Genomic DNA, 18814 nt, shown 5'->3' on the forward strand with positions numbered 1-18814 from the left:
GGCACTCTAGGGTCAAGTCTTACCTTCAGCATCGCTGGGTCCGCCACGAACTCCCGAAGCTGCCGCCTTACCGCCTCCGTAGCGCGCGATTGGCGGGAGCCGCCCCTTTTTGTTAGCTAACAGGCCCAATACAAATGAATCCATCATCCTCTCCTTTGCGAGTCGTCTTCCTCGACCGCTCGACCATTCCGCCGACCACAAAACTTAAAGAACTTCCTTTCAATCACGAGCTCGAGCTCCACGAAACTACGACGTCTGACCAGGTTCTTGACCGAGTTCGCGACGCTGACATCGTAATTACCAACAAGGTAAAGCTCGGTGCTGATGTGATTACCCAAGCGAAAAAGCTTAAGCTCATCGCTATTGCCGCAACCGGCGCCGATAACGTCGACACGGGTGTATGCAATCAGATGGGTGTTTCAGTCTGCAACGTGAGGAACTATGCGGTGCACACGGTACCCGAGCACACGTTCGCACTGATTTTTGCCCTGCGGCGAAGCCTGACTGCATACTGCTCGGCGGTACAAGCCGGCCGCTGGCAAGAGTCCGGCCAATTCTGTTTCTTCGACTATCCCATCAAAGACTTGGCGGGTTCCACGCTTGGCATCATCGGCGACGGTGCGTTAGGGAAAGCGACGGCAGAAATCGGCAGAGCGTTGGGGCTAAAAGTCCTATTCTCAGCTTTCAAAGGGCGCGACGACATGGGGATGCTATACACCCCGTTTGAAAAAGTCCTTGAAGAGTCTGACATCATTACTCTTCATTGCCCGCTGAACGAACAGACTCGAGACCTCATCGACGACGCCGAGTTTGCTACGATGAAGCGACGGCCACTGCTCATCAACACAGCACGTGGTGGGCTAGTGAACGAGGCAGCGCTAGTTAGGGCCATGAACCGCAACCTGATTTCTGGCGCCGGATTTGACGTTGTTACGCGGGAGCCCTTGTCGGAAGACAATCCACTGAATGAAATTCTGAATCATCCAGCGTTCATCCTGACGCCTCATGTGGCTTGGGCGAGCGAAGAGGCGATTCAAGCGCTTGCCGACCAGCTCCTGGACAACATTTCAGCCTACGTGGCAGGCGAACCGCGAAACATCGTGAATACGCCTATCCAGCGATGATAGCGCACCGGTGCATGCGCAAGAAAAAGGAAACCAGCACTCGCAGTTGGCGCAACCACTGGGCAGTGCCGCTGTCACTTATTGCGGCAAGCTCGCTGTCAAGCAGCTCTATCACAAGAAGCCGGCTACTATTCTTCCTACTCCGATATCTTCTGCGGCTAGTCCCCAAACGGGTTGCCGGTGTCTTTCACTTCGGTACTAAGGTTGTATTCCGCACGCACGGCCTTGAGCACGCCCTCGATGTCGCGCTCGAAGCCGACTGCGTTGCCGAAGTGGGTCATGTTCCAGTTGCAGCCTGTCTTGTCAGCTTCTTGCAACTGTGGCCGCGGCACACGAATCTTCACGCCATCCTCGACTATTTCCCGCAGTCGATGGATTCGCCGGTTGACCTCCTGCTGAAGCTGCGAGGCATTGAGCGTCTTGCGTATCATCTAGGTCTCCCTCCGGTTGCTCAAAGCCAGTCTAGCGCAAATGAGGCGTTCCGCGGCCGGGCGCTGAACAGCAAAGTGCCTGAGAGAGAGCAGGCGCCTTGGTTCGTCGGGGTGCGTCTGTAAGTCAGTACGCGACAATCACTACGCCGCTGCCGCAAATGCCACGACCACCGATGCGCGCATCGATTGCTCTTTTTATGGCTAGTCTGGCGAACAGCTTTATACCAGCGACTATTCCTGCAGGCGTCGACGCACCATTGCCAGCAGGACCACCATCAATCGCGTCTGCAATCGGAAACTTTCAGCGGTTCCTTCATATTTCCAATCCACCGCGGCGGCTTTGCGTGACGGGTTACATAAAGATGTAATTGCGCGAGTGCTTCACGCTATCGTAGTTTGTCGGCTTTGGCCTGACCGAAGGGACTCGTACACGCGTATGAAAGTGAGGGGTCGTAGAGTCACCGACTATCCAGTAATGAGGACAATTCATCGGTACCGTAGTCGCAGAGAGCGTTTCAACTACGTGACGCATAGCAGCCTTGCTGATTCAATCCAGCAACCAGTAGGTCAACGGTGCTCTGTCGAAAGAAGGCAATGACGGTTGCCTGTTCCCAGCCCTCAATGATTCGACTCGAAAGAACAACCCGTGCGAGGCAGCCGCGATAAACGCTTCGTTGTGGAGTTGCTGGCAAATACTGCGGCGTATGTCTCCGAGTTCCTTTTGGGCTGACCAGAGCGCATCCGCGGTTTTCTGCGCCTTGACCCGCAGGACCTGCTCAATGGAAAGTCCGATGTAGCTAAGTCCAAGTCCGTCCGGGGTATGCGGCGGCTGAACGAATGCAACGGGTCGATTGCCTGCGGCACTCAGCGCGGGGCGCAACAGCCGCAATTCGCCCACACCCGCTTGCTGCACCATCAGGTCGACGAGCGCTCCGAGCGGCCAGCCCCCGCCTGGAAGTTCGGCAGACAGCGCGGGATAGCCGGTCTCAATGACCCGCCCACGGCCGCGCGCGAACTGCGACGCACGCCACAAGGACGGATGTATCTCTTCGGCGGTAGCTAAAGCGCTGGGCATGTTGCATCAAAAACCTGTATATTTATACAGTATCGTACACGCAATTTCATTGCGGTGAACTGTCACTTTTATTTGGGGAACTGGCTTCGCGACATCGCGCGCTCGGCTCAACATCCAGCTTCCTTTTGTTCAGAGGAGATTCCATCATGAGAGCGGACGAGTGGGTTCGGGAAGCCGAACGAGAATCGAAGCTTGTCGATGCCTTGTTCAAGGCGCGTTATCTGATTTCGATGCACAACGGCATGACCGTGCGCTGCGACGGCGAAGAATGGGCACTCGATTTCGTCCAGGAACTGAAGATGATTGACGCTACGTTGAAGATGGCCGGAATCGACACCCAACGGCTCAAGCAGTAGATACTTGTCGAGCCGCTAGAGTTGAGGCAATCACTGATAAGAAGCGGTACGGACGACCTTTAGAGGTCAACAGATGCAAACTGAGAAATATCGTGGGTACACGCTGTGGGGCCATGCCATCCTGCAGCAGGAAGATATCATGCGACCGGAACGATTCGCCGGAAGCGGCACAATCATGCGCGACTCGAAGGTTGTAGAGGCGTCTGGAGTGCTTGGCGCCTTCGATACTAATGCAGAGGCAGAATCAGCAGGCCTTTCATGGTGTCGTGCGTGGGTCGATAGCCACGGCTAGCGCGGAGGAGACTGATGTGAAACCACTCAGTCACAGGCGACATCCGATGTGATGCTGCTCTGCGCGACAGCTCTATCACATCTCGCGTCGAAACCCGTCGCTCTAGAGCGCCATCGCTTCGCTTCAGCTATCACCCTGACCAGCGCGGCCGAACGTATACTGGGCGAGACGCTGTGGCACGCCGGCGGGCGTGGACTGGCAGTTCGATGCGGCCGACCTGGCGCACACGAAGCTGCACGGCCGGCCGGTGGGCCGCCTGGCCTTCAATGCCGCGGAGAGCTGTGTGGCCACAGCGCTGCGGCACTTTGACAAAACCAATGCGCCGGACTTCGAAGCCGACCTCGAGGAAGCCGCGTGCTGGATGCTGGTGCGGGCCTGCGAGAATGCGCACCGGCTCGGGCTGACCATGCAGGGCTTTGACACATTCAACGAGTGGTTCTGCGACCACGTCGTCGTGACGTGATTCCAGTCGCCGCGCACAACGCACCTCACCCTGCGTTAGGCCGGGCGAGAGCGGCCCGAAGAACAACAACTTCGGAACGTTCACTTCGCGACTACGCGGCAGACGTTTCCTGACGGAGCGCATGAATCATGAGGAAGCAGTTGACCACCGCCGCAATCGCGACCTGCCTCGTGCTGGTAGCCGTCCGGGCCCAGGCTGGAACTGTCGATGTCGACTACGAGAATGCGACCTTCCGCATCAACAACGAAGACGTGAAGTTGTCGAATGGCAAGCGAGCGATGCCGGCCGCGCCTGGCTCGGCGACGCAACACGTGACGCGTGTGTTCGGCAAGCCCGTCGGTGGCCGGCTTGACTCGAAGCCTGCTGCCGCGTTATTCCTGGCGGACGAACCAGGCGGTAGCGGCATTTTCAGGTACGTAGCGGTGGCATTCAGTGACTGCAGTAAGACCAACGCTATCTTCCTTGGCGACCGCATCATGCCGCGGTCGATTGTGTTCCATGGCAGCTCCATCGTCGTCACCTATCTAGACCGAAAACCGGACGAACCCATGGCTGTCATACCCAAGGTGACGAAGAGCATGACGCTTGGCTTTGATTCCAAGACCTGCCAGCTCGCCAAATAACAACACGGGACCGGGCGGACCCAACGGGGCACCGCCCTGACAGAGCACGCATCCGACCCGGGCGTGCCGACCGCGGTTGGCCGTGCAAAATCTGGCGCAGAGCCTTGATGCATCCCTTCCAAGCAGAGACTTAAAAAAGCCGGTGGGCCGCCGGCTCCCTCCGGTGATAGGGGGCTTAAGAATAGGTGTGAGCCAGTTTCGTACCGCCTGTGCGATATCGGCCGAAGATAGGAAACCCAACATGAAACTTGACGACGCCACTTTCCGGCAACTGCGCCGTCTTGCTCCTGTACTCGACGACTTGCTGAACGCGGGTGAGGTAGAGCATCCCGACCAGGCGGTACATCTTGCTGCATTGGCGCAACTTTGCTCACATGTGTTCGAGGCGTATCAGCGTCAGCATCCTGATGAGACGGCGCAGGCGCGGCTCGACGCAATCGAGTCCCAATAGCACACGCCGTCCTGGTTGCAAGACCCGTAAATCGACACCGGAATCAGCAGGCGTGAGCTCCTTTGCACCTGAGCACGAGGCAGCGTGCGCGGCACGAATAACGACGGTCAAGCGAACTTGCTTTGCCAGTCAGCTCGACAACCGTTCAACCTGAGTTGGCGGTCGGGCGAGGATTCGGGCCGGCGCACGGGCTTGTCGCTTTTCACCACGAGGTTGAGGAAGTAGGCCGTTTCTTCGAGCGTCTCTGTTCCATGCGTGATGACCACACCAGCGATGTCAGGTTGAGCCAGAAGTGTATTTACCCGCCTGGCCAGCTTCAGCAAAATTTCATTAGTGATGTTCTCGCTTCCGAGGTTCAGCGCCTGCTCGCCAGACACCTGCGCCTTTTCCAAGCGACGAAACCGACTTCAATAGAACGTCCGCAGTGAGGACTTCGGACTTGTAGCCGGTGGTTTTCCGTTTCGCTCGCGCCAGTTCCAGCGATAGTGCCACCCGTCGCCAGTACGGTAACGTGAGGCACCGCACATTTAGCGCACTCGTCGCGAACGGGGCGTCAATAACTTGTCGAGAGGATTTACGACTCTTCCTAAAGTTTGAGACGTAAGCGCCGATAAACGATTTGCACAGAACTGTTGAACGAGGGTCGCGGGGACCGTGTCGCCTGACAACCTTGAAACACAAGATAGGTGGAAGATGGGTGAAGGACGATTTTCGGCTTCAACACGTTTGCCAGCAGCGGACCAAGAAACAACTACGCGCTCAAGAGAAGCAGACCGTCGCCTCTATCACGTGGTCGTGGCGACGATTGCATCTTTTTGCCTCGTTGTTGTCAGTGGTCAGCTTAAAACCATGGCCGGCGAAATCGTCGCTGTCTGGATAGCCGACGGCTACCTGCTCGGACACCTGATGGCGGTTCCACGCCGCAGCAAGCCGTCTATCCTTATAGGCGGGGTAATCGGGAACCTTGTAGCAAACCTGATGGGCGGCGAAAGCCTCTACGTATCTCTTTCCTTCACCGCGGGCGGTATGGTCGAAGTGTGTACGGCTGCTTTGCTTCTGCCGTGGGTTAGTTCTTCAAAGGAACTGATAAACCCGAGAACGTTTCTTCGATTTGTGCTCGTAGCAGGTGCTCTCGCTCCGCTAGTTTCTGGTTTGGCTGCGGTTTTACTATTGCAGGGTGTCTTCACCACCCATCCTTTTTCTTCCTTTTCTAACTGGGTGATATCCGCGTCGCTCGGTTTTGTGATATTCACGCCCGTGACTTTGAATATCGTCTCAGGTGAATGGCGGAGCCTGTTGGAACCCGGGAATCGGATGAAGTCGCTGGCGTTACTGGCGCTTGTCGGATGCGTCACAACCTTGATATTCGTCCAGACGATCCAGTCGGTGCTTTACTGGGCTCTGCCTCCGCTCGCCCTCCTTGCGTTCCACGCCGAGCTTTCAACCGTTCTTCTCGGCATCCTACTTTTCATCAGCATTGCTGTGCCACTGACGGTGCGCGGAATGGGGCCGCTCTGGTTGACCACTTTCAGCAACATGCAGGAACGCATCCTTGCGCTTCAGGTCTTCACGGTAGCCGCCCTGTCTATCGCGCTCCCCATCACTGTGTTGCAAGTTCAACGCAATCGTCTCGTTTCTCTGGTCATCGACGGTCATCGCAGATTTCGCCAGTTAGCTGAACACTCCGACGAGGTCATTATTCAACTCGCTTCGAACGGCGAGTTCCAGTATGTATCTCCCCGCGTAAGACATACCCTTGGATACGAGCCCCACGACCTGGTTGGATGCAAAATAGAACGGATGGTCCATCAGGATGACTGGCACCGCCTCAAGCAGGCGATGACAGCTACGAGCACAGAGCACATGGAGGCGTCTGTCGAATACCGGTTACGGCGCAGAGACCAGTCTTTCATATGGGTCCGGAGCTTCATTGCCGCGATGCCCGCCGAACCGACTGACGGACACGCAGCGATGGCGTTTACCGTCAGGGACATTAATACCCGCGTATTGTCCGAACAACGTCGAAATGCGGAAGAAGAGAAGTTGAAGCAGTTGGCCTACGTCGATAGTCTCACCGGGCTTGGGAACAGACGCTTCTTTGATGCCGAGTTCAATTCATATTTTGCACCGGGAACTGCGGCCGTTCCGGAGACGGCGGTACTATTTATCGACGTAGATTTCTTTAAGAAGTACAACGACAGGTATGGACATTCGGCTGGCGACGAGTGTCTAAAGACTGTTGGCAAATGCATCAAGGCAGCGATACGAGACGGCGACCTGCTTGCTCGATATGGCGGCGAAGAGTTCGTTGTCGCGCTTAGTGGCTGTTCGTATGCCGAAGCAGTCGAAGCAGCCGAACGGATTCGAGCCAATATCGAGGGCCTTGCTGTCGCACACGAAGGAAGTCCTCTTGGCGCACTTACGTTAAGCATAGGCGTCGCACACATGAGCGAAGCCGACGCTATCAACCCAGGCGAATTGCTGGAGCTAGCTGACTCAGCGCTGTATGAAGCAAAACGTCTTGGACGAAACCGGGTTTTCCATCGGCGCACTCCATCGGCACCGGCACGACGAACACCATCAGCACACGTATGATTTTGAGTGGGAGGGCGAGGAACCCCATACGCACCTCCATCAACACGCGCCTATCACCCACACGCACGCACATTTACCCGATATTCACCACCGCCGCATCCACTGACACCGGAAGCGAATCTTCGCTTTGAAAGGTCGACGACCGGTGCATTCTGCGCCGGCCGTCGGACATCGGTTCGTCATCGGGGCCGTTGGCCCCCAATTCTCTTCCAGCCAGTTTCAAAGGCTCCAGGTCGGCACCGCTCCAGTCCCGCCAGTCTCAACCCTTGCTCGAAATTCGTTCTTGTAGAGTAATCTACCGTGTTGTAACGTATACAACATGAATTCACTAAACGATTGGCTCCTCCTCGTCCTGACGCTGCCGACTGATAACGCCACTGCCCGGATGCGCTTCTGGCGTGCCCTCAAGGCCAAAGGCTGTGCTGTCTTACGGGACGGCGTCTACCTGCTTCCCGCGACCGATGCCGCAGAAGCCGAACTGTTGGAGCTCGGAACAAGCATCGGCGACGTAGGCGGAGCGGCCCATGTCGTGCGTACTTCTAGCCGGGGAGCGGACCAGGAGGCCGAATTTCGGTGCCTGTTCGATAGAACCGACGAGTACGCAGCCTTCGCGCGGTTGCTGGCGGATGCAAGAAAAACCCTGTCGGACCTCTCCCCGGCCGAAATCACCCGCTTATTGCGCCGTGTTGGCAAGGACTTCGAGGCCATTTCAGGCATCGACTTTTTTCGGAACGAGGCATCTACGCGGGCCGAGGCCGCCTGGCAGGACTTCGTTGCGTTGGCGAACACCGTCCTGTCGCCGGGGGAACCTCATCAGGCCGAGGGTGCGATTGTCGTACTGCGTCGCGAAGACCATCAGGGCCGGACCTGGGCAACCCGTCAACGCCTGTGGGTCGACCGCGTTGCCAGCGCGTGGCTCATCCGGCGCTTTATCGATTCGCGGGCACGCTTTCTGTGGCTCGCGTCGCCGGGCGAGTGCCCGGAAGATGCGCTGGGATTTGACTTCGACGGCGCTGCATTTACGCACGTGGGCGACCGCGTGACCTTTGAGGTGCTGGTGGCCAGCTTCGGACTTGAAGACGAGCCGGGGCTGCTCAAGCTGGGCGCGTTGGTGCACGCGCTCGATATCGGTGGCCCGGTTGTACCGGAAGCCGTCGGCTTCGAAGCGGTAATGGCCGGGGCAAAAGCACGCGCGTTGAGCGACGACGAAATGCTCGCTGAGATGAGCAACGTCCTCGATTCGCTGCTCGCGCACTTTGCCGCATCTGGGAATACTGACGCCGGGAAACGTCCATGAGCACAGTCACGCACGCCGCGCCCACTTATACACTGGGCCAGCTCGTCCGCTACATGCTGCGGCTCGGCACCATTGGCTTCGGTGGCCCGGTCGCCCTGGCCGGCTATATGCGCCGCGACCTCGTTGAACGGCTGGGCTGGATTAGCGAAGAAGACTACAAGGAAGGGATAGCACTGGCGCAACTGGCGCCGGGACCGATGGCCGCGCAACTGGCCATCTATCTTGGGTATGTGCACTTTCGGGTGCTGGGTGCCACCCTCGTCGGAATTGCCTTCGTCATCCCTTCGTTTCTGATGGTGGTGGCGCTCGGCTGGGCGTATGCACGCTTTGGTGGCCTGTCGTGGATGCAGGCGGTGTTCTACGGCGTGGGAGCGGCTGTTGTCGGCATCATCGCGATGAGCGCCTACAAGCTGACAACAAAGACAGTCGGCGCGGACAAGCTCCTGTGGGCGATTTTCCTGACGCTGGCCGCCGTGACGTTCATCACGGAGTCCGAGATTGCGTGGCTCTTCATTGCAGCAGGGGTTATCGGGTGGCTAAGACGTGCTCCGCCAAAGTGGCTCACCAAAGGTTCCGTGCATGGACTTGCTGTGGGGTACCTGCCGACGATGAGCGGCGTGCTCAGCGGGCTGGACCTCCCGCTGCTTGGCCAGATAGGACTGTTCTTCGCCAAGGCCGGCGCGTTCGTGTTCGGCTCCGGTCTCGCCATCGTGCCGTTCCTGTACGGAGGCGTGGTCACAGAACATCACTGGCTGAATGACCGTCAGTTTGTCGATGCTGTTGCGGTCGCGATGATTACGCCTGGCCCAGTCGTCATCACGGTCGGCTTCATTGGATTTCTGGTGGCGGGTTTTTCGGGCGCTTGTGTCGCTGCGCTAGGGACTTTCCTGCCCTGCTATCTGTTCACGGTTCTGCCGGCGCCGTACTTCAAAAAATACGGAAAGTTGCCGGCCGTAAAGGCATTCGTTGACGGCATCACGGCCGCCGCCGTCGGCGCCATCACGGGTTCCGTACTGGTTATCGCAAAGCGTTCGCTCATTGACATTCCCACTGTGGCGCTGGCCGTTGCGACCGTGCTGCTTTTGTGGCGCTTCAAGAAATTGCAGGAGCCGTTCATCGTAGTCGCGGCGGCCCTGTTTGGTCTTGTCGTTTATCCGCTCATTCATTCTCACGGTATCTAACAACGCGCGTTTTGCGCAGTCTGCAAGGAAAGCAATCATGGCAACACGTCGTACCTTCCTGCATAACTCGGCTGCTGTTGGTGCAGGAATCATGCTGGCCCAGGCACAAACTGTACGTGCCGCAGAAGAGCCCGGTTACACAGACAAGCTCACGGACGCGGACGGCAAATACGTCGCAGCGCCATTGCCATTCGCCTACGATGCGCTTGAGCCAGTCATCGACGCGCGCACCGTTGAACTGCACTACAACTTTCACCATAAGCCGGCGGCAGTCGCAGCGAACAAAGCTGAAGATGGATTGGCAAAAGCTCGCGAGTCGAATGACTTCTCGCTGGTGAAATTCTACGAGAAAGAACTCGCGTTTCAGTTGTCCAGTCACATCCTGCATACCATTTATTGGACCAGTGTCTCGGGCAAAGGTGGCGAGCCGAAGGGTGACTTGGCAAAGGCAATAGACAAAAATTTCGGCTCCTACGCGAAGTTCAAGGCGCAACTAGTTGCGGCAACCGTTGCTGTGGAAGCGTCTGGCTGGGGCATCGTTGGCTACCATGCAGCGACCTCAAAGCTCATGGTCCTGCAGTGTGAGAACCATCAAAAGCTCACAGCCTGGGGCATTCAGCCCGTCCTCGTGCTAGACGTGTTTGAGCACGCGTACTACCTGAAGTATCAGAACAAGCGCGGCGACTACGTCAATCAGCTGTTTAGCCTCATCAACTGGGATAATGCGGCCCAGAGAATGCAAGCCGCACTACCTGCGCGGAGGATGACATGAAATGGATTACTCGCGAGCGCCCGAAAATTGACCGCATTGCCTGCCCCTGGCTGGTCCAACGGTTCATCGATAAGTCGCCGGAATTTCTCTTTGTACCGGCGGACCAGGTGCTGGCCGTCGCCGAGCTCGAAGGTGCGATACCGTTTGATATCCCTGGCGTGAAGCTGACTCACGTTGGCGAGCTCTGCAGTTTCGACACTTTCCTGGCGGAATATCAATTGTCGGACCCAGCGTTGGCCGCGCTTGCAGTAATCGTACGCGGCGCGGATACGGCGCGCCTCGACCTGGCCCCTCAGGCTGCGGGACTGCTTGCCTTGTCTTTGGGCCTCTCCCGGATATTTGAGAACGACCATGAGATGCTTTCGCATGGCATGGTGATGTATGACGCGCTCTATGCGTGGTGTCGCGATTGCCAAAGTGAAAAACACGATTGGCCGCCCGCAGCGTAGAAAGCGAGAGCATTGGTACAAAGACATGGTCCCGTCTGGCCGGTCATCGACGCTTCGAACCTTCGCTGTTGCAGCTCTGGCGATTGCCACACTTGCCTCTGCTTCAAGTGGTCCGACGAACACTGAGGAGGCGTTCGAAGCCTCCAATCTACCTCTGCGGAAAGTCGCCGACGTTCCGCTTGGCGGTAAGACCACACGCTTCGATTACGAAAGCTTCGACCCAACCCGACACCTGCTATTTATCGCACACCTGGGCGATAGTGAAATCGTCGTCTTTAATACTAATATGTCTCGCGTGGTCGGACGCATCGCCGGCGTCAGTTCGGTTCATGGAGTGCTGGCAATTCCTGAGCTGGGGCGCGTATATGCGTCGGCTACCGGAGAAGACGAGGCGGTCGCCATCGACATGACGACTCTTGGAATATCCGCTCGCATCCCGACCGGCGCCTACCCGGACGGGATGGCCTATGCCCCAGAGGCGCACAAGCTCTATGTTTCGGATGAAACCGGTGGCTCGGAGACGGTCATTGACGTGACATCAAACCGGCGAGTCGCAACCATCTCGCTTGGCGGTGAGGCGGGCAACACCCAGTATGACCCAAGCTCAAAGCACATTTTTGTCAACGTACAAACGCGCAATCAGCTGATTGAAATCGACCCGGCCAGTGACCAGATTGTTGCGCGGATTGACGTGCCCGGCGCGAAGGGAAACCACGGGCTGCTAATAGATGCTAACCAGCGGCTCGCAATCATCGCGTGCGAGGGGAACGACCGACTCATCGTTCTCGACATGCGCACCATGCGCGCGACATCATCGTTCGAAGTCGGAAAGGACCCGGATGTCCTCGCGTATGACCCTCCACTGCATTTGTTGTACGTCGCCGGCGAAGCAGGAGTTGTCTCAATGTTTCGTGTGGAAACAGGTGCGCTCTCAAAACTGGGTGACGGTCATATCGGCCCAAACGCGCACGTTGTAGCGGTAGACCTCGAGACACACCGCTCCTACTTCCCGCTCAAGAACTTGGGTGGACGGCCGATGCTTCGCATTCTGGAGCCTAAGAGCCAAGGGGTGCGCTGAGACATATGTAGCGAATGGCTTTGTGCGTTATATGCCTTCTGAATTCAGCTACCGCTTGCAGTTCGAGGACGATGCGCCACAAGCAATTTCGAGATGCTACCGTTTGTGGAGCGAGGCCGCCCTTGCAAGCAAGCAGGTACGAACCCTCGTTGACTTTGTGCCGCCCCTCCCGTCATGTGAAATTCGCCGCTGTGAACAAGGTCGCTCTGGCGCCCGTCGGTCGAGCTTGCAGCATCCTGGCATCCCGACCTCCGAGCCCCCTCTATTTTTCCAGTCGCTCTGTCAGCCATGCAAAGCAGTCGCGCGCCCAGTCAAACGGATGAGCTTGCCCGCAGGCCGGTCCGCACCGCAGATTACGCGGCCGAGAACCGAGCGCTTGTGGCGCTCGCCCGGACTCAGGCCGGCCCGCGCTCCGCATTTCTGCAAGCCATCGCGGACACGGCTCTGACACTGTGCCGTGCGGGAGCGCAGGCATCAGTCTTGCCGAAGGACCGGATGACAATCGGGTCTTCAGGTGGCTCGCGGTCGCCGGGCTCTGCGCTGGCCTGCGTGGCCATACGACAGCATGGGACGAGTGCCCGTGCGCTGTGACCCTGGAGGCGGGGACACCACAACTATTCGTCAATCCGCAGGCTCAGTTCCATTGCCTCGCGTTTCCGGGAGTCGAAGTACCGGAAGGCATAGTCGTTCCAATCAAGGCTGAGAATGCGGAGCTGGGGGCGATATGGGTGATGTCACACACACAGGAATGCAGATTTGACCTCGAAGACGTCAGACTCCTCTCAAACCTCGCCGTTTTCGCCGGCTCGGCGTTGACCATCGTCAATGCCCGCGACAGCGGTGAAGAGAGCGACCGACGACACAACGAGTTTATCGCCATGCTCAGCCACGAGTTGCGAAATCCAATGGCGCCAATCGATGGCGCCATAAGTGCAGCAAAACGACTTTGCGCCGAAAACGAAAGGGCCGTCGAAGTCCTGACTATTGCGCAACGCCAGATGAGGCATCTGCGGACTCTGGTCGATGACCTGCTCGACGCCGCCCGTCTGAAACATGGCAAGCTCGCTATCAAGCACAGCGACACATCACTCAGCGACATTGTGTCTGATGCTGTGACAGCCATCAGACATCACATCGCATCCCGCAGGCACACACTCAAAATCACGGGGCTGGACGAGCCCGTCCCCGTGCGTGCTGACCACGTCCGCCTGAGCCAGGTGCTGGGCAATCTCCTTTCGAACGCAGCGAAATACACACCTGTCGGAGGCACCATCGAGCTCGATGTTCGTGTCGAGCCAAACAACTCGAGCGAGGAGACACCCGGGCTGATTGTTATTGACGTCACTGACAACGGAATTGGCATCGATAGCGCCGTCCTGCCGCACGTCTTCGAGTTATTCGCGCAGTCTGCCCGTGGCCAGGCGCGTTCCGAAGGAGGCTTGGGAATCGGGCTCGCGATGGCAAAGCGGATGGTCGAACTTCACCATGGAACAATCTCAATTAGGAGCGAAGGCGTGGGCAAAGGCACGGTTGTGACACTCCGTTTGCCGATAGCCAGGACCATAGCAAATACAGACGCAGGCGCCCCCGGAGCGACCGCTGCGGCTCCCGAACCGGCGCGTCTCCTGCTTGTTGACGACAATCAGGATGCGCTCAGGGCGCTGAGCGTTTTGCTCGAGCTTGAAGGTCACGAAGTAACAACGTCGGACAACGGGCGCGGCGCCATACGCGCTGATGTCTGAAATGCCCCCCAGGTTGCAATCATCGATGTGGGCATGCCGGAAATGGACGGCTTCGAAGTTGCACGAACCGTTCGCCTGAATCGCGCATTCGACGGCGTCGTGCTCGTAGCGCTCACGGGCTATGCTTCCGAATCCGACAAGTCGAGGGCACTGGCGGCCGGTTTCGATTTCCATCTGACCAAGCCACTTTCTCTCGACAAGCTGTAGTACATCCTGGTGAATCGTGCCGATGGCAAGTTGCGGGGCATTGTCTAAGGTCGGTGAGCCCTTGGTCATGAGTTCAGGGCGACAAAAAAATCAGCTGAACCAAGGGGGACGTCGACCTGAACGGGCAGAAACACACCCCACTACCTGCCGCATCTGCAGCGAAAGGAGGAGTTCACATGCAAGAGTTTGAGCGTATCAAAATCCTGCTCGTTGCCGGGTTTGGACCAATCGTCCGCGATAAAATCGCGGGCCGGAACTTGTACGGGGAGACGTTCAATATCTCATTCAAGGAGGAGTCGGGCGGTTATCTGCATACTGAGACTCTGAAAGGAGTTCAGAGTTTTGCCTTATGGCCGCTTGAGCAGGCGGCACAGTCCTGCTTTGGCAAAGATTCCTGGCCGGACGACACGCCCGTTCCCCAGGCATGGCTCGAATTCGATGTCGAAGATGTCGAAGGAGCAACTGCGGAACTGGAATCGCGAGGCTATCGAATTCTCATCAAGAACAAGATGGAACCGTGGGGTCAGACGGTCACACGATTTCTTTCTCCGGAAGGATTGCTGGTTGGCCTAACAATTACTCCGTCGATGCGGCACCCGTGAGCGTAATGGGACCGGTGGTTTGCTAGCCGCAGACCGCGTTGGCAGCTTGGGGAGCCAGAGCAGGAACATCCGGGGATGTCTCCATTTCTAAGCCCCTGCGCAGTGCGCTACATGAATGACGACCGCCTGCTCGACGGCTTTGGCGAACGAGCGTTGCGCGAAGTATTCAAGCGAACGAGTCGCCATGATGAACCGCTGGTGACGCTCGCCCTGCGTGGACCTCATTTGAATGCTAGGCTCTCAACAACGAACGCTCAGAATAGTCGACACGTCACTTTCTTCGAAATACATGCGGTCAAGCGGGAGTGTTATCCCGAAAATTGAAGTTGGTCGCCGGCCTCTTGCGCCCCAGAATTCAACCCGTCCAAAGTGGTTCACAACGATTACCTCACTCGCGCCGCCCTGCAGATAGCTTGCTATCCGGCGGTCGATCTCCCGCACCCTGTCGCTATCGAGAAGCACTTCAACGCAGAGGTCGGGCACAAACGGCACTGGGTCGTCGCGGTCGAAGCCTTCCCACTTGTCACACGGCATCCACACGACGTCCGGGACCCTGATGCCAAATGACCGGGTCGAAATGGCCACCGACATTGCTGCGCCATGACCCATGTGTTCGGTGAGGTGACAGTAGACATCTGTTAGCACTATCTGGCGCCTGGCCGACGGGGAAGGATTCAGAACAGCCTCGCCGAGTTCGTCCAGTTCATACCGGTAACGCTCGACAAATTCTGTATTCGGAGTGACGCGACACCAGGCGGCGAGCAGTTCGTCACGGTCCAGAAAAGCAGGCGTGGCCATAGTCCAGAGTCATCTCGCGGGGAAGTGGCTTAAGCGTAAACCCTCCCCGGACGATTTGACAATTAGTTTGTTATTGTGCGTCGCAGAAATCCAACCGTAGTAACGAGGCTCTCGGCATGCGATTTTCCGCACTGGCAGTGTTGTTCGGTACGCTTCATGCCGTATATTGCGGGCAATCGAGGCCCGATATTCACCTAGATTCTGAGATTTATTGTGCAGTGCAGCGACGGGAGCGTAGACTGTAATTCGCGCGTCTCGTTTTGATGCTTTACGATTGCAAACAAAGCATCGAGCGCCACGGTGCAGCTCGAACACTCCGCGCCCGCTGGCAAATGGTTGCGGTGGGGCGTACCAGAACTGGTGGACGTGCCTGGATGCACGCGCCGCCGCTATCTGGCCTGCGCGGGATGTGATGCATGCCCTCCAGGCATAGACTTCAAAAAGTCGGTGGGCCACCGTCTTCCTCCAGTGACAGGGGCTTAAGGAAAGCTGCGAGCCAGCTTTGTACCGCATGTGCCGTATCGGCCGAAGATAGGAAACCCAACATGAAACTTGACGACGCCACTTTCCGGCAACTGCGCCGTCTCGCTCCTGTACTCGACGACTTGCTGAACGCGGGTGAGGTAGAGCATGCCGACCAGGCGGTACATCTTGCTGCATTGGCGCAACTTTGCTCACATGTGTTCGAGGCGTATCAGCGTCAGCATCCTGATGAGACGGCCCAGGCGCGTCTCGACGCAATCGAGTCGCCATAGCACGCGCCGTCCTGGTCGTAGGACTCGTTCCTAGGTCGACACTGGAACCAGCAGGCGTTGAGTGTTGTGGAAGCTGAACTGGAACGCCGACATCGCACCGCCGAAAAAACAAACCGGCAAGTCGAAAGCGCAAAAATCGTAACGCCATGTTCGACGAAAAACGTCGAACGCCCGAGAGGAACCAGGCAGGCCTAGTGCCGTGTACGGTCTGGCAAGGACTGCAGCAATGCGGTGACGTCCATCTCTTCATGCAGTTCCGGCCAGTACAACTGCTGGCGGTCCAAAGAGATGGCAAAACACCCTCGCTCCGCTGTTGTGGCTGCCTGCAGCGCAGGAAACCAGCCCAACGGAAATTCAACGGCCTGGCCGTCGGACAGGTCGAGAAACAGGTGTCCGCTGTCGAAATGCACGCTTACCGCCCCGCTGTCCATGGCCGTCTCCTTGATGAGAAGCAACTTAAAGATAGGTCGCCGCGAGACGCCAAACAAGGAAGAATGCCGGAACGCGGCGCCGCGACCAAAGTGATTCAGCTCTTCATTTTTCAAGACCATGTCGCGGCCCAGTACCCATTGCGCTAACTTCCGCGCGAACTGGTATCCATGTCCAACCGTTGCTGAAAGGTCGACGGGACGAGGAACTCGTCAACGCACCTTGCGCCCGTTGCTGAAAGTGCGAAGGCAGTTGCCGCGCGGCAATAGCCCCCTTTATCGCTGTTCCGACCAGGTCCTTGCAATCATGCCGGCGCCCTTAAAAAAGGGTCGAATGATGACCCTGTTGATTCGCGTGTCTTCGCCCACATGTGCTGGGCTTGCTTAACTGCTGCGAGCAAGCCGATAGACATGACCAAACCTGAATTTGACGAGCGCGCAAGCGCGCGGCCCGACTTGCTATGTTTACTGGTGGCGATTGCAGCTGCTTCCTACGCGCTGACCAACGAATGGCGAGTGGACCATATTGTTGAGTGCTGCCGTCGATGGCTCAAGAAAAATAGGCTGAAGATGGACTGGCTGGACAGGGTCCGCATCGGTCAACTCGCTCTGAAGATTGCCAGCAAGGACTTGCTGGAGGCAGGCGTCGCAGTCCGGCTGTCCAGCGTGAACGCCCTCTTCACCAGCGAGATGGAACTCAACGAATCAAGCACAATGGTCCAGAGGATGATGGCGCTTTGCCAGGACGCGCTCTGAACAGGTTCGAGCTCACGCCCGTAGCAACTGCTTTCATGTCGCGGGCAACAGCGACTGCGCTGCTCCGCTCCGAAATCTCTACATATCAAGTTGGGAAAAGCGGCCGCAGTTGCCTGTACAGATTTCGGAACGACGCTAGCCGTTCCACAAGTATCGAATGCCGCTCATCGTCAGGAAAGAATTCCTGCGAGAGCGACGGGGTACAGACGACTGCCGCGAAGTCGCCGCCAACCGCTAACCAGCCGAGACGTGCGGCTCCGAGCGCAGCGATGCACTGTGTATCGGGCGGCCGGCGTACCGGTACCCCAAACGCGTCAGCAATCAACTGCGTCCAGAACGTACTGCGTGCACCGCCACCGATAAGACTCAGCGAGGTTTCGCGGGTGCCATCCGCACGCAGGGCATCGAGGCCATCCGACAAAGCAAACGTGACGCCCTCAAGAACCGAATAGGCAAGCGTGGCGCGGTCGGTCGAATCAGCAAGTCCACAAAACACGCCTTGGGCGTAAGGGTCATTGTGGGGTGTTCGTTCACCGGAAAGATATGGCAAGAACAATGGAGCTTTGGCGCGGCGGTTCGCACTGACACTCTCGACCTCACCTAGCAAACATGCTTCGTCGGCAGAAGTGAGGTTGCACAGCCAACGAACGCAGCTAGCCGCTGACAGCACGACGCTCGTTCGGTGCCACCGGTTCGGAATCGAGTGGCAGAGCGCGTGTACACCTAGGTGCGGGCTCGGCCGAAACTGCCCGGTGACAACGGACAGCACTCCCGAGGTCCCGAGAGACAGAAATCCATCCCCGGATTCTGCAGCGCCGACTCCCAGCGCGCTTGTCGCCGTGTCGCCCCCACCAGCCGCAACAATCACATTTGCGGGCAGGCCAAGCTCACTAGCAATACTGCGACGCACGACGCCGGCCGCCCGGCTCCCTTCTTCAATCAGTGGCACCTGCTTTCGCGACATGTCACAGGCTTGCAAAAGAACGTCGGACCACTCGCGACGCCCGACGTCGAGCCAAAGGGTTCCTGACGCATCGGATGGGTCCGTGAGCTTTAAGCCGGTCAAACGCAAACGTAGATAGTCCTTCGGCAGCAGGACGCACGCCAGTTTCCGGAAGTGCTCCGGCTCGTGTCGTGCAACCCATAATAACTTTGGTGCCGTGAGCCCTGGCATGGCGCAATTGCCTGCGATTTCATGCAGCCCTGGTGCGCGGGCCGTGAGTTCAGTGCATTCGCTGACGCTGCGCATATCGTTCCACAATATCGCTGGGCGCAGCGGCCGGTCATTGGCATCAAGGAGAACGGCACCGTGCATTTGACCAGAGAGACCAATGGCCTG

The 18814-nt window shown here is 57.7% G+C and carries 23 protein-coding genes and 1 pseudogene; 18 read left to right on the forward strand and 6 right to left on the reverse strand.

The genetic code is table 11. The annotated features are described in order from the left end of the window. Positions 1 to 134: 134 nt before the first annotated feature. Positions 135 to 1124: a D-2-hydroxyacid dehydrogenase gene (locus P0D73_RS29915; RefSeq protein ID WP_408179959.1), complete on the forward strand. Its 990-nt coding sequence runs from the start codon at positions 135 to 137 to the stop codon at positions 1122 to 1124. Positions 1125 to 1282: 158 nt separating this feature from the next. Here the strand turns inward: P0D73_RS29915 and P0D73_RS29920 are convergent, their stop codons facing one another. After that, positions 1283 to 1555, reverse strand: coding sequence for a hypothetical protein (locus P0D73_RS29920; protein ID WP_408179958.1), 273 nt, complete (start codon positions 1553 to 1555; stop codon positions 1283 to 1285). A gap of 547 nt (positions 1556 to 2102) precedes the next feature. Next, positions 2103 to 2630, reverse strand: coding sequence for a recombinase RecA (locus tag P0D73_RS29925; protein ID WP_408434123.1), 528 nt, complete (start codon positions 2628 to 2630; stop codon positions 2103 to 2105). Positions 2631 to 2776: 146 nt separating this feature from the next. Between P0D73_RS29925 and P0D73_RS29930 the strand changes: the two genes are divergently transcribed. The 5 genes from P0D73_RS29930 (at position 2777) to P0D73_RS29950 (ending at position 4815) form a co-directional block, all read left to right on the forward strand. Continuing rightward, positions 2777 to 2986 (forward strand): hypothetical protein, encoded by a 210-nt coding sequence (locus tag P0D73_RS29930; protein WP_408291670.1) that lies wholly within the window; start codon positions 2777 to 2779, stop codon positions 2984 to 2986. A gap of 73 nt (positions 2987 to 3059) precedes the next feature. Next, positions 3060 to 3278, forward strand: a complete 219-nt coding sequence (locus tag P0D73_RS29935; protein ID WP_408179955.1) for a hypothetical protein — start codon at positions 3060 to 3062, stop codon at positions 3276 to 3278. Between the two features lie 190 nt (positions 3279 to 3468). Continuing rightward, the gene (locus tag P0D73_RS29940) at positions 3469 to 3741 is read left to right on the forward strand and encodes a hypothetical protein (RefSeq protein ID WP_408179954.1); all 273 of its coding nucleotides are present in this window, start codon (positions 3469 to 3471) and stop codon (positions 3739 to 3741) included. A gap of 128 nt (positions 3742 to 3869) precedes the next feature. Beyond that, on the forward strand, positions 3870 to 4364 hold the full coding sequence (locus P0D73_RS29945; protein ID WP_408434126.1) for a hypothetical protein: 495 nt from the start codon (positions 3870 to 3872) through the stop codon (positions 4362 to 4364). A 241-nt stretch (positions 4365 to 4605) separates the two neighbouring features. Beyond that, the gene (locus P0D73_RS29950) at positions 4606 to 4815 is read left to right on the forward strand and encodes a hypothetical protein (protein ID WP_408179952.1); all 210 of its coding nucleotides are present in this window, start codon (positions 4606 to 4608) and stop codon (positions 4813 to 4815) included. Between the two features lie 107 nt (positions 4816 to 4922). On the opposite strand, the gene P0D73_RS29955 is transcribed toward P0D73_RS29950, so the two are convergent. After that, on the reverse strand, positions 4923 to 5207 hold the full coding sequence (locus P0D73_RS29955) for an asparaginase domain-containing protein (protein ID WP_408179951.1): 285 nt from the start codon (positions 5205 to 5207) through the stop codon (positions 4923 to 4925). Positions 5208 to 5508: 301 nt separating this feature from the next. On the opposite strand from P0D73_RS29955, the gene P0D73_RS29960 reads away from it, so the two are divergent. From P0D73_RS29960 to P0D73_RS30005, 10 genes and pseudogenes are all read left to right on the forward strand, one after another. Further along, a complete protein-coding gene (locus tag P0D73_RS29960) occupies positions 5509 to 7410 on the forward strand; it encodes a sensor domain-containing diguanylate cyclase (protein ID WP_408434129.1) in 1902 nt (633 codons plus the stop codon). After that, positions 7370 to 7516: pseudogene (locus tag P0D73_RS29965) on the forward strand (EamA family transporter); the annotation flags it as partial. The gene P0D73_RS29960 and the pseudogene P0D73_RS29965, both read left to right, overlap by 41 nt. A gap of 213 nt (positions 7517 to 7729) precedes the next feature. Beyond that, positions 7730 to 8707: a chromate resistance protein ChrB domain-containing protein gene (locus P0D73_RS29970; RefSeq protein ID WP_408434132.1), complete on the forward strand. Its 978-nt coding sequence runs from the start codon at positions 7730 to 7732 to the stop codon at positions 8705 to 8707. Further along, a complete protein-coding gene (locus tag P0D73_RS29975; protein ID WP_408179948.1) occupies positions 8704 to 9888 on the forward strand; it encodes a chromate transporter in 1185 nt (394 codons plus the stop codon). Before P0D73_RS29970 ends, P0D73_RS29975 begins: the two co-directional genes overlap by 4 nt. 37 nt (positions 9889 to 9925) lie before the next feature. Then, positions 9926 to 10660 (forward strand): superoxide dismutase, encoded by a 735-nt coding sequence (locus tag P0D73_RS29980; protein WP_408291678.1) that lies wholly within the window; start codon positions 9926 to 9928, stop codon positions 10658 to 10660. Then, complete coding sequence (locus P0D73_RS29985) at positions 10657 to 11109, forward strand: chromate resistance protein ChrB domain-containing protein (RefSeq protein ID WP_408434135.1); 453 nt, start codon at positions 10657 to 10659, stop codon at positions 11107 to 11109. The genes P0D73_RS29980 and P0D73_RS29985 overlap by 4 nt, the downstream gene beginning before the upstream one ends. A gap of 25 nt (positions 11110 to 11134) precedes the next feature. Further along, positions 11135 to 12187 carry a hypothetical protein gene (locus P0D73_RS29990; RefSeq protein ID WP_408434159.1) on the forward strand — a complete coding sequence of 351 codons (1053 nt, stop codon included), beginning with the start codon at positions 11135 to 11137 and terminating at the stop codon, positions 12185 to 12187. A gap of 452 nt (positions 12188 to 12639) precedes the next feature. Beyond that, positions 12640 to 13929 (forward strand): hybrid sensor histidine kinase/response regulator, encoded by a 1290-nt coding sequence (locus tag P0D73_RS29995; RefSeq protein ID WP_408434138.1) that lies wholly within the window; start codon positions 12640 to 12642, stop codon positions 13927 to 13929. A 33-nt stretch (positions 13930 to 13962) separates the two neighbouring features. Beyond that, complete coding sequence (locus tag P0D73_RS30000) at positions 13963 to 14136, forward strand: response regulator (RefSeq protein ID WP_408434141.1); 174 nt, start codon at positions 13963 to 13965, stop codon at positions 14134 to 14136. A gap of 176 nt (positions 14137 to 14312) precedes the next feature. Continuing rightward, positions 14313 to 14738 carry a VOC family protein gene (locus P0D73_RS30005; protein WP_408434144.1) on the forward strand — a complete coding sequence of 142 codons (426 nt, stop codon included), beginning with the start codon at positions 14313 to 14315 and terminating at the stop codon, positions 14736 to 14738. A 240-nt stretch (positions 14739 to 14978) separates the two neighbouring features. Here P0D73_RS30005 and P0D73_RS30010 read toward each other — a convergent pair whose 3' ends face one another. Then, positions 14979 to 15536 (reverse strand): Uma2 family endonuclease, encoded by a 558-nt coding sequence (locus tag P0D73_RS30010; protein WP_408295481.1) that lies wholly within the window; start codon positions 15534 to 15536, stop codon positions 14979 to 14981. A gap of 545 nt (positions 15537 to 16081) precedes the next feature. Between P0D73_RS30010 and P0D73_RS30015 the strand changes: the two genes are divergently transcribed. Next, positions 16082 to 16291, forward strand: a complete 210-nt coding sequence (locus P0D73_RS30015) for a hypothetical protein (RefSeq protein WP_408183478.1) — start codon at positions 16082 to 16084, stop codon at positions 16289 to 16291. Positions 16292 to 16482: 191 nt separating this feature from the next. On the opposite strand, the gene P0D73_RS30020 is transcribed toward P0D73_RS30015, so the two are convergent. Then, complete coding sequence (locus P0D73_RS30020) at positions 16483 to 16842, reverse strand: DUF2442 domain-containing protein (protein WP_408183477.1); 360 nt, start codon at positions 16840 to 16842, stop codon at positions 16483 to 16485. Positions 16843 to 17130: 288 nt separating this feature from the next. On the opposite strand from P0D73_RS30020, the gene P0D73_RS30025 reads away from it, so the two are divergent. Continuing rightward, a complete protein-coding gene (locus P0D73_RS30025) occupies positions 17131 to 17475 on the forward strand; it encodes a hypothetical protein (RefSeq protein WP_408183476.1) in 345 nt (114 codons plus the stop codon). Positions 17476 to 17560: 85 nt separating this feature from the next. Here the strand turns inward: P0D73_RS30025 and xylB are convergent. Next, a partial coding sequence (gene xylB / locus P0D73_RS30030; protein WP_408434148.1) for a xylulokinase occupies positions 17561 to 18814 on the reverse strand: 1254 nt, incomplete at its 5' end.

The organism is Paraburkholderia sp. RL18-101-BIB-B (assembly GCF_046026985.1).
In the GTDB taxonomy this organism is placed as follows: domain Bacteria; phylum Pseudomonadota; class Gammaproteobacteria; order Burkholderiales; family Burkholderiaceae; genus Paraburkholderia.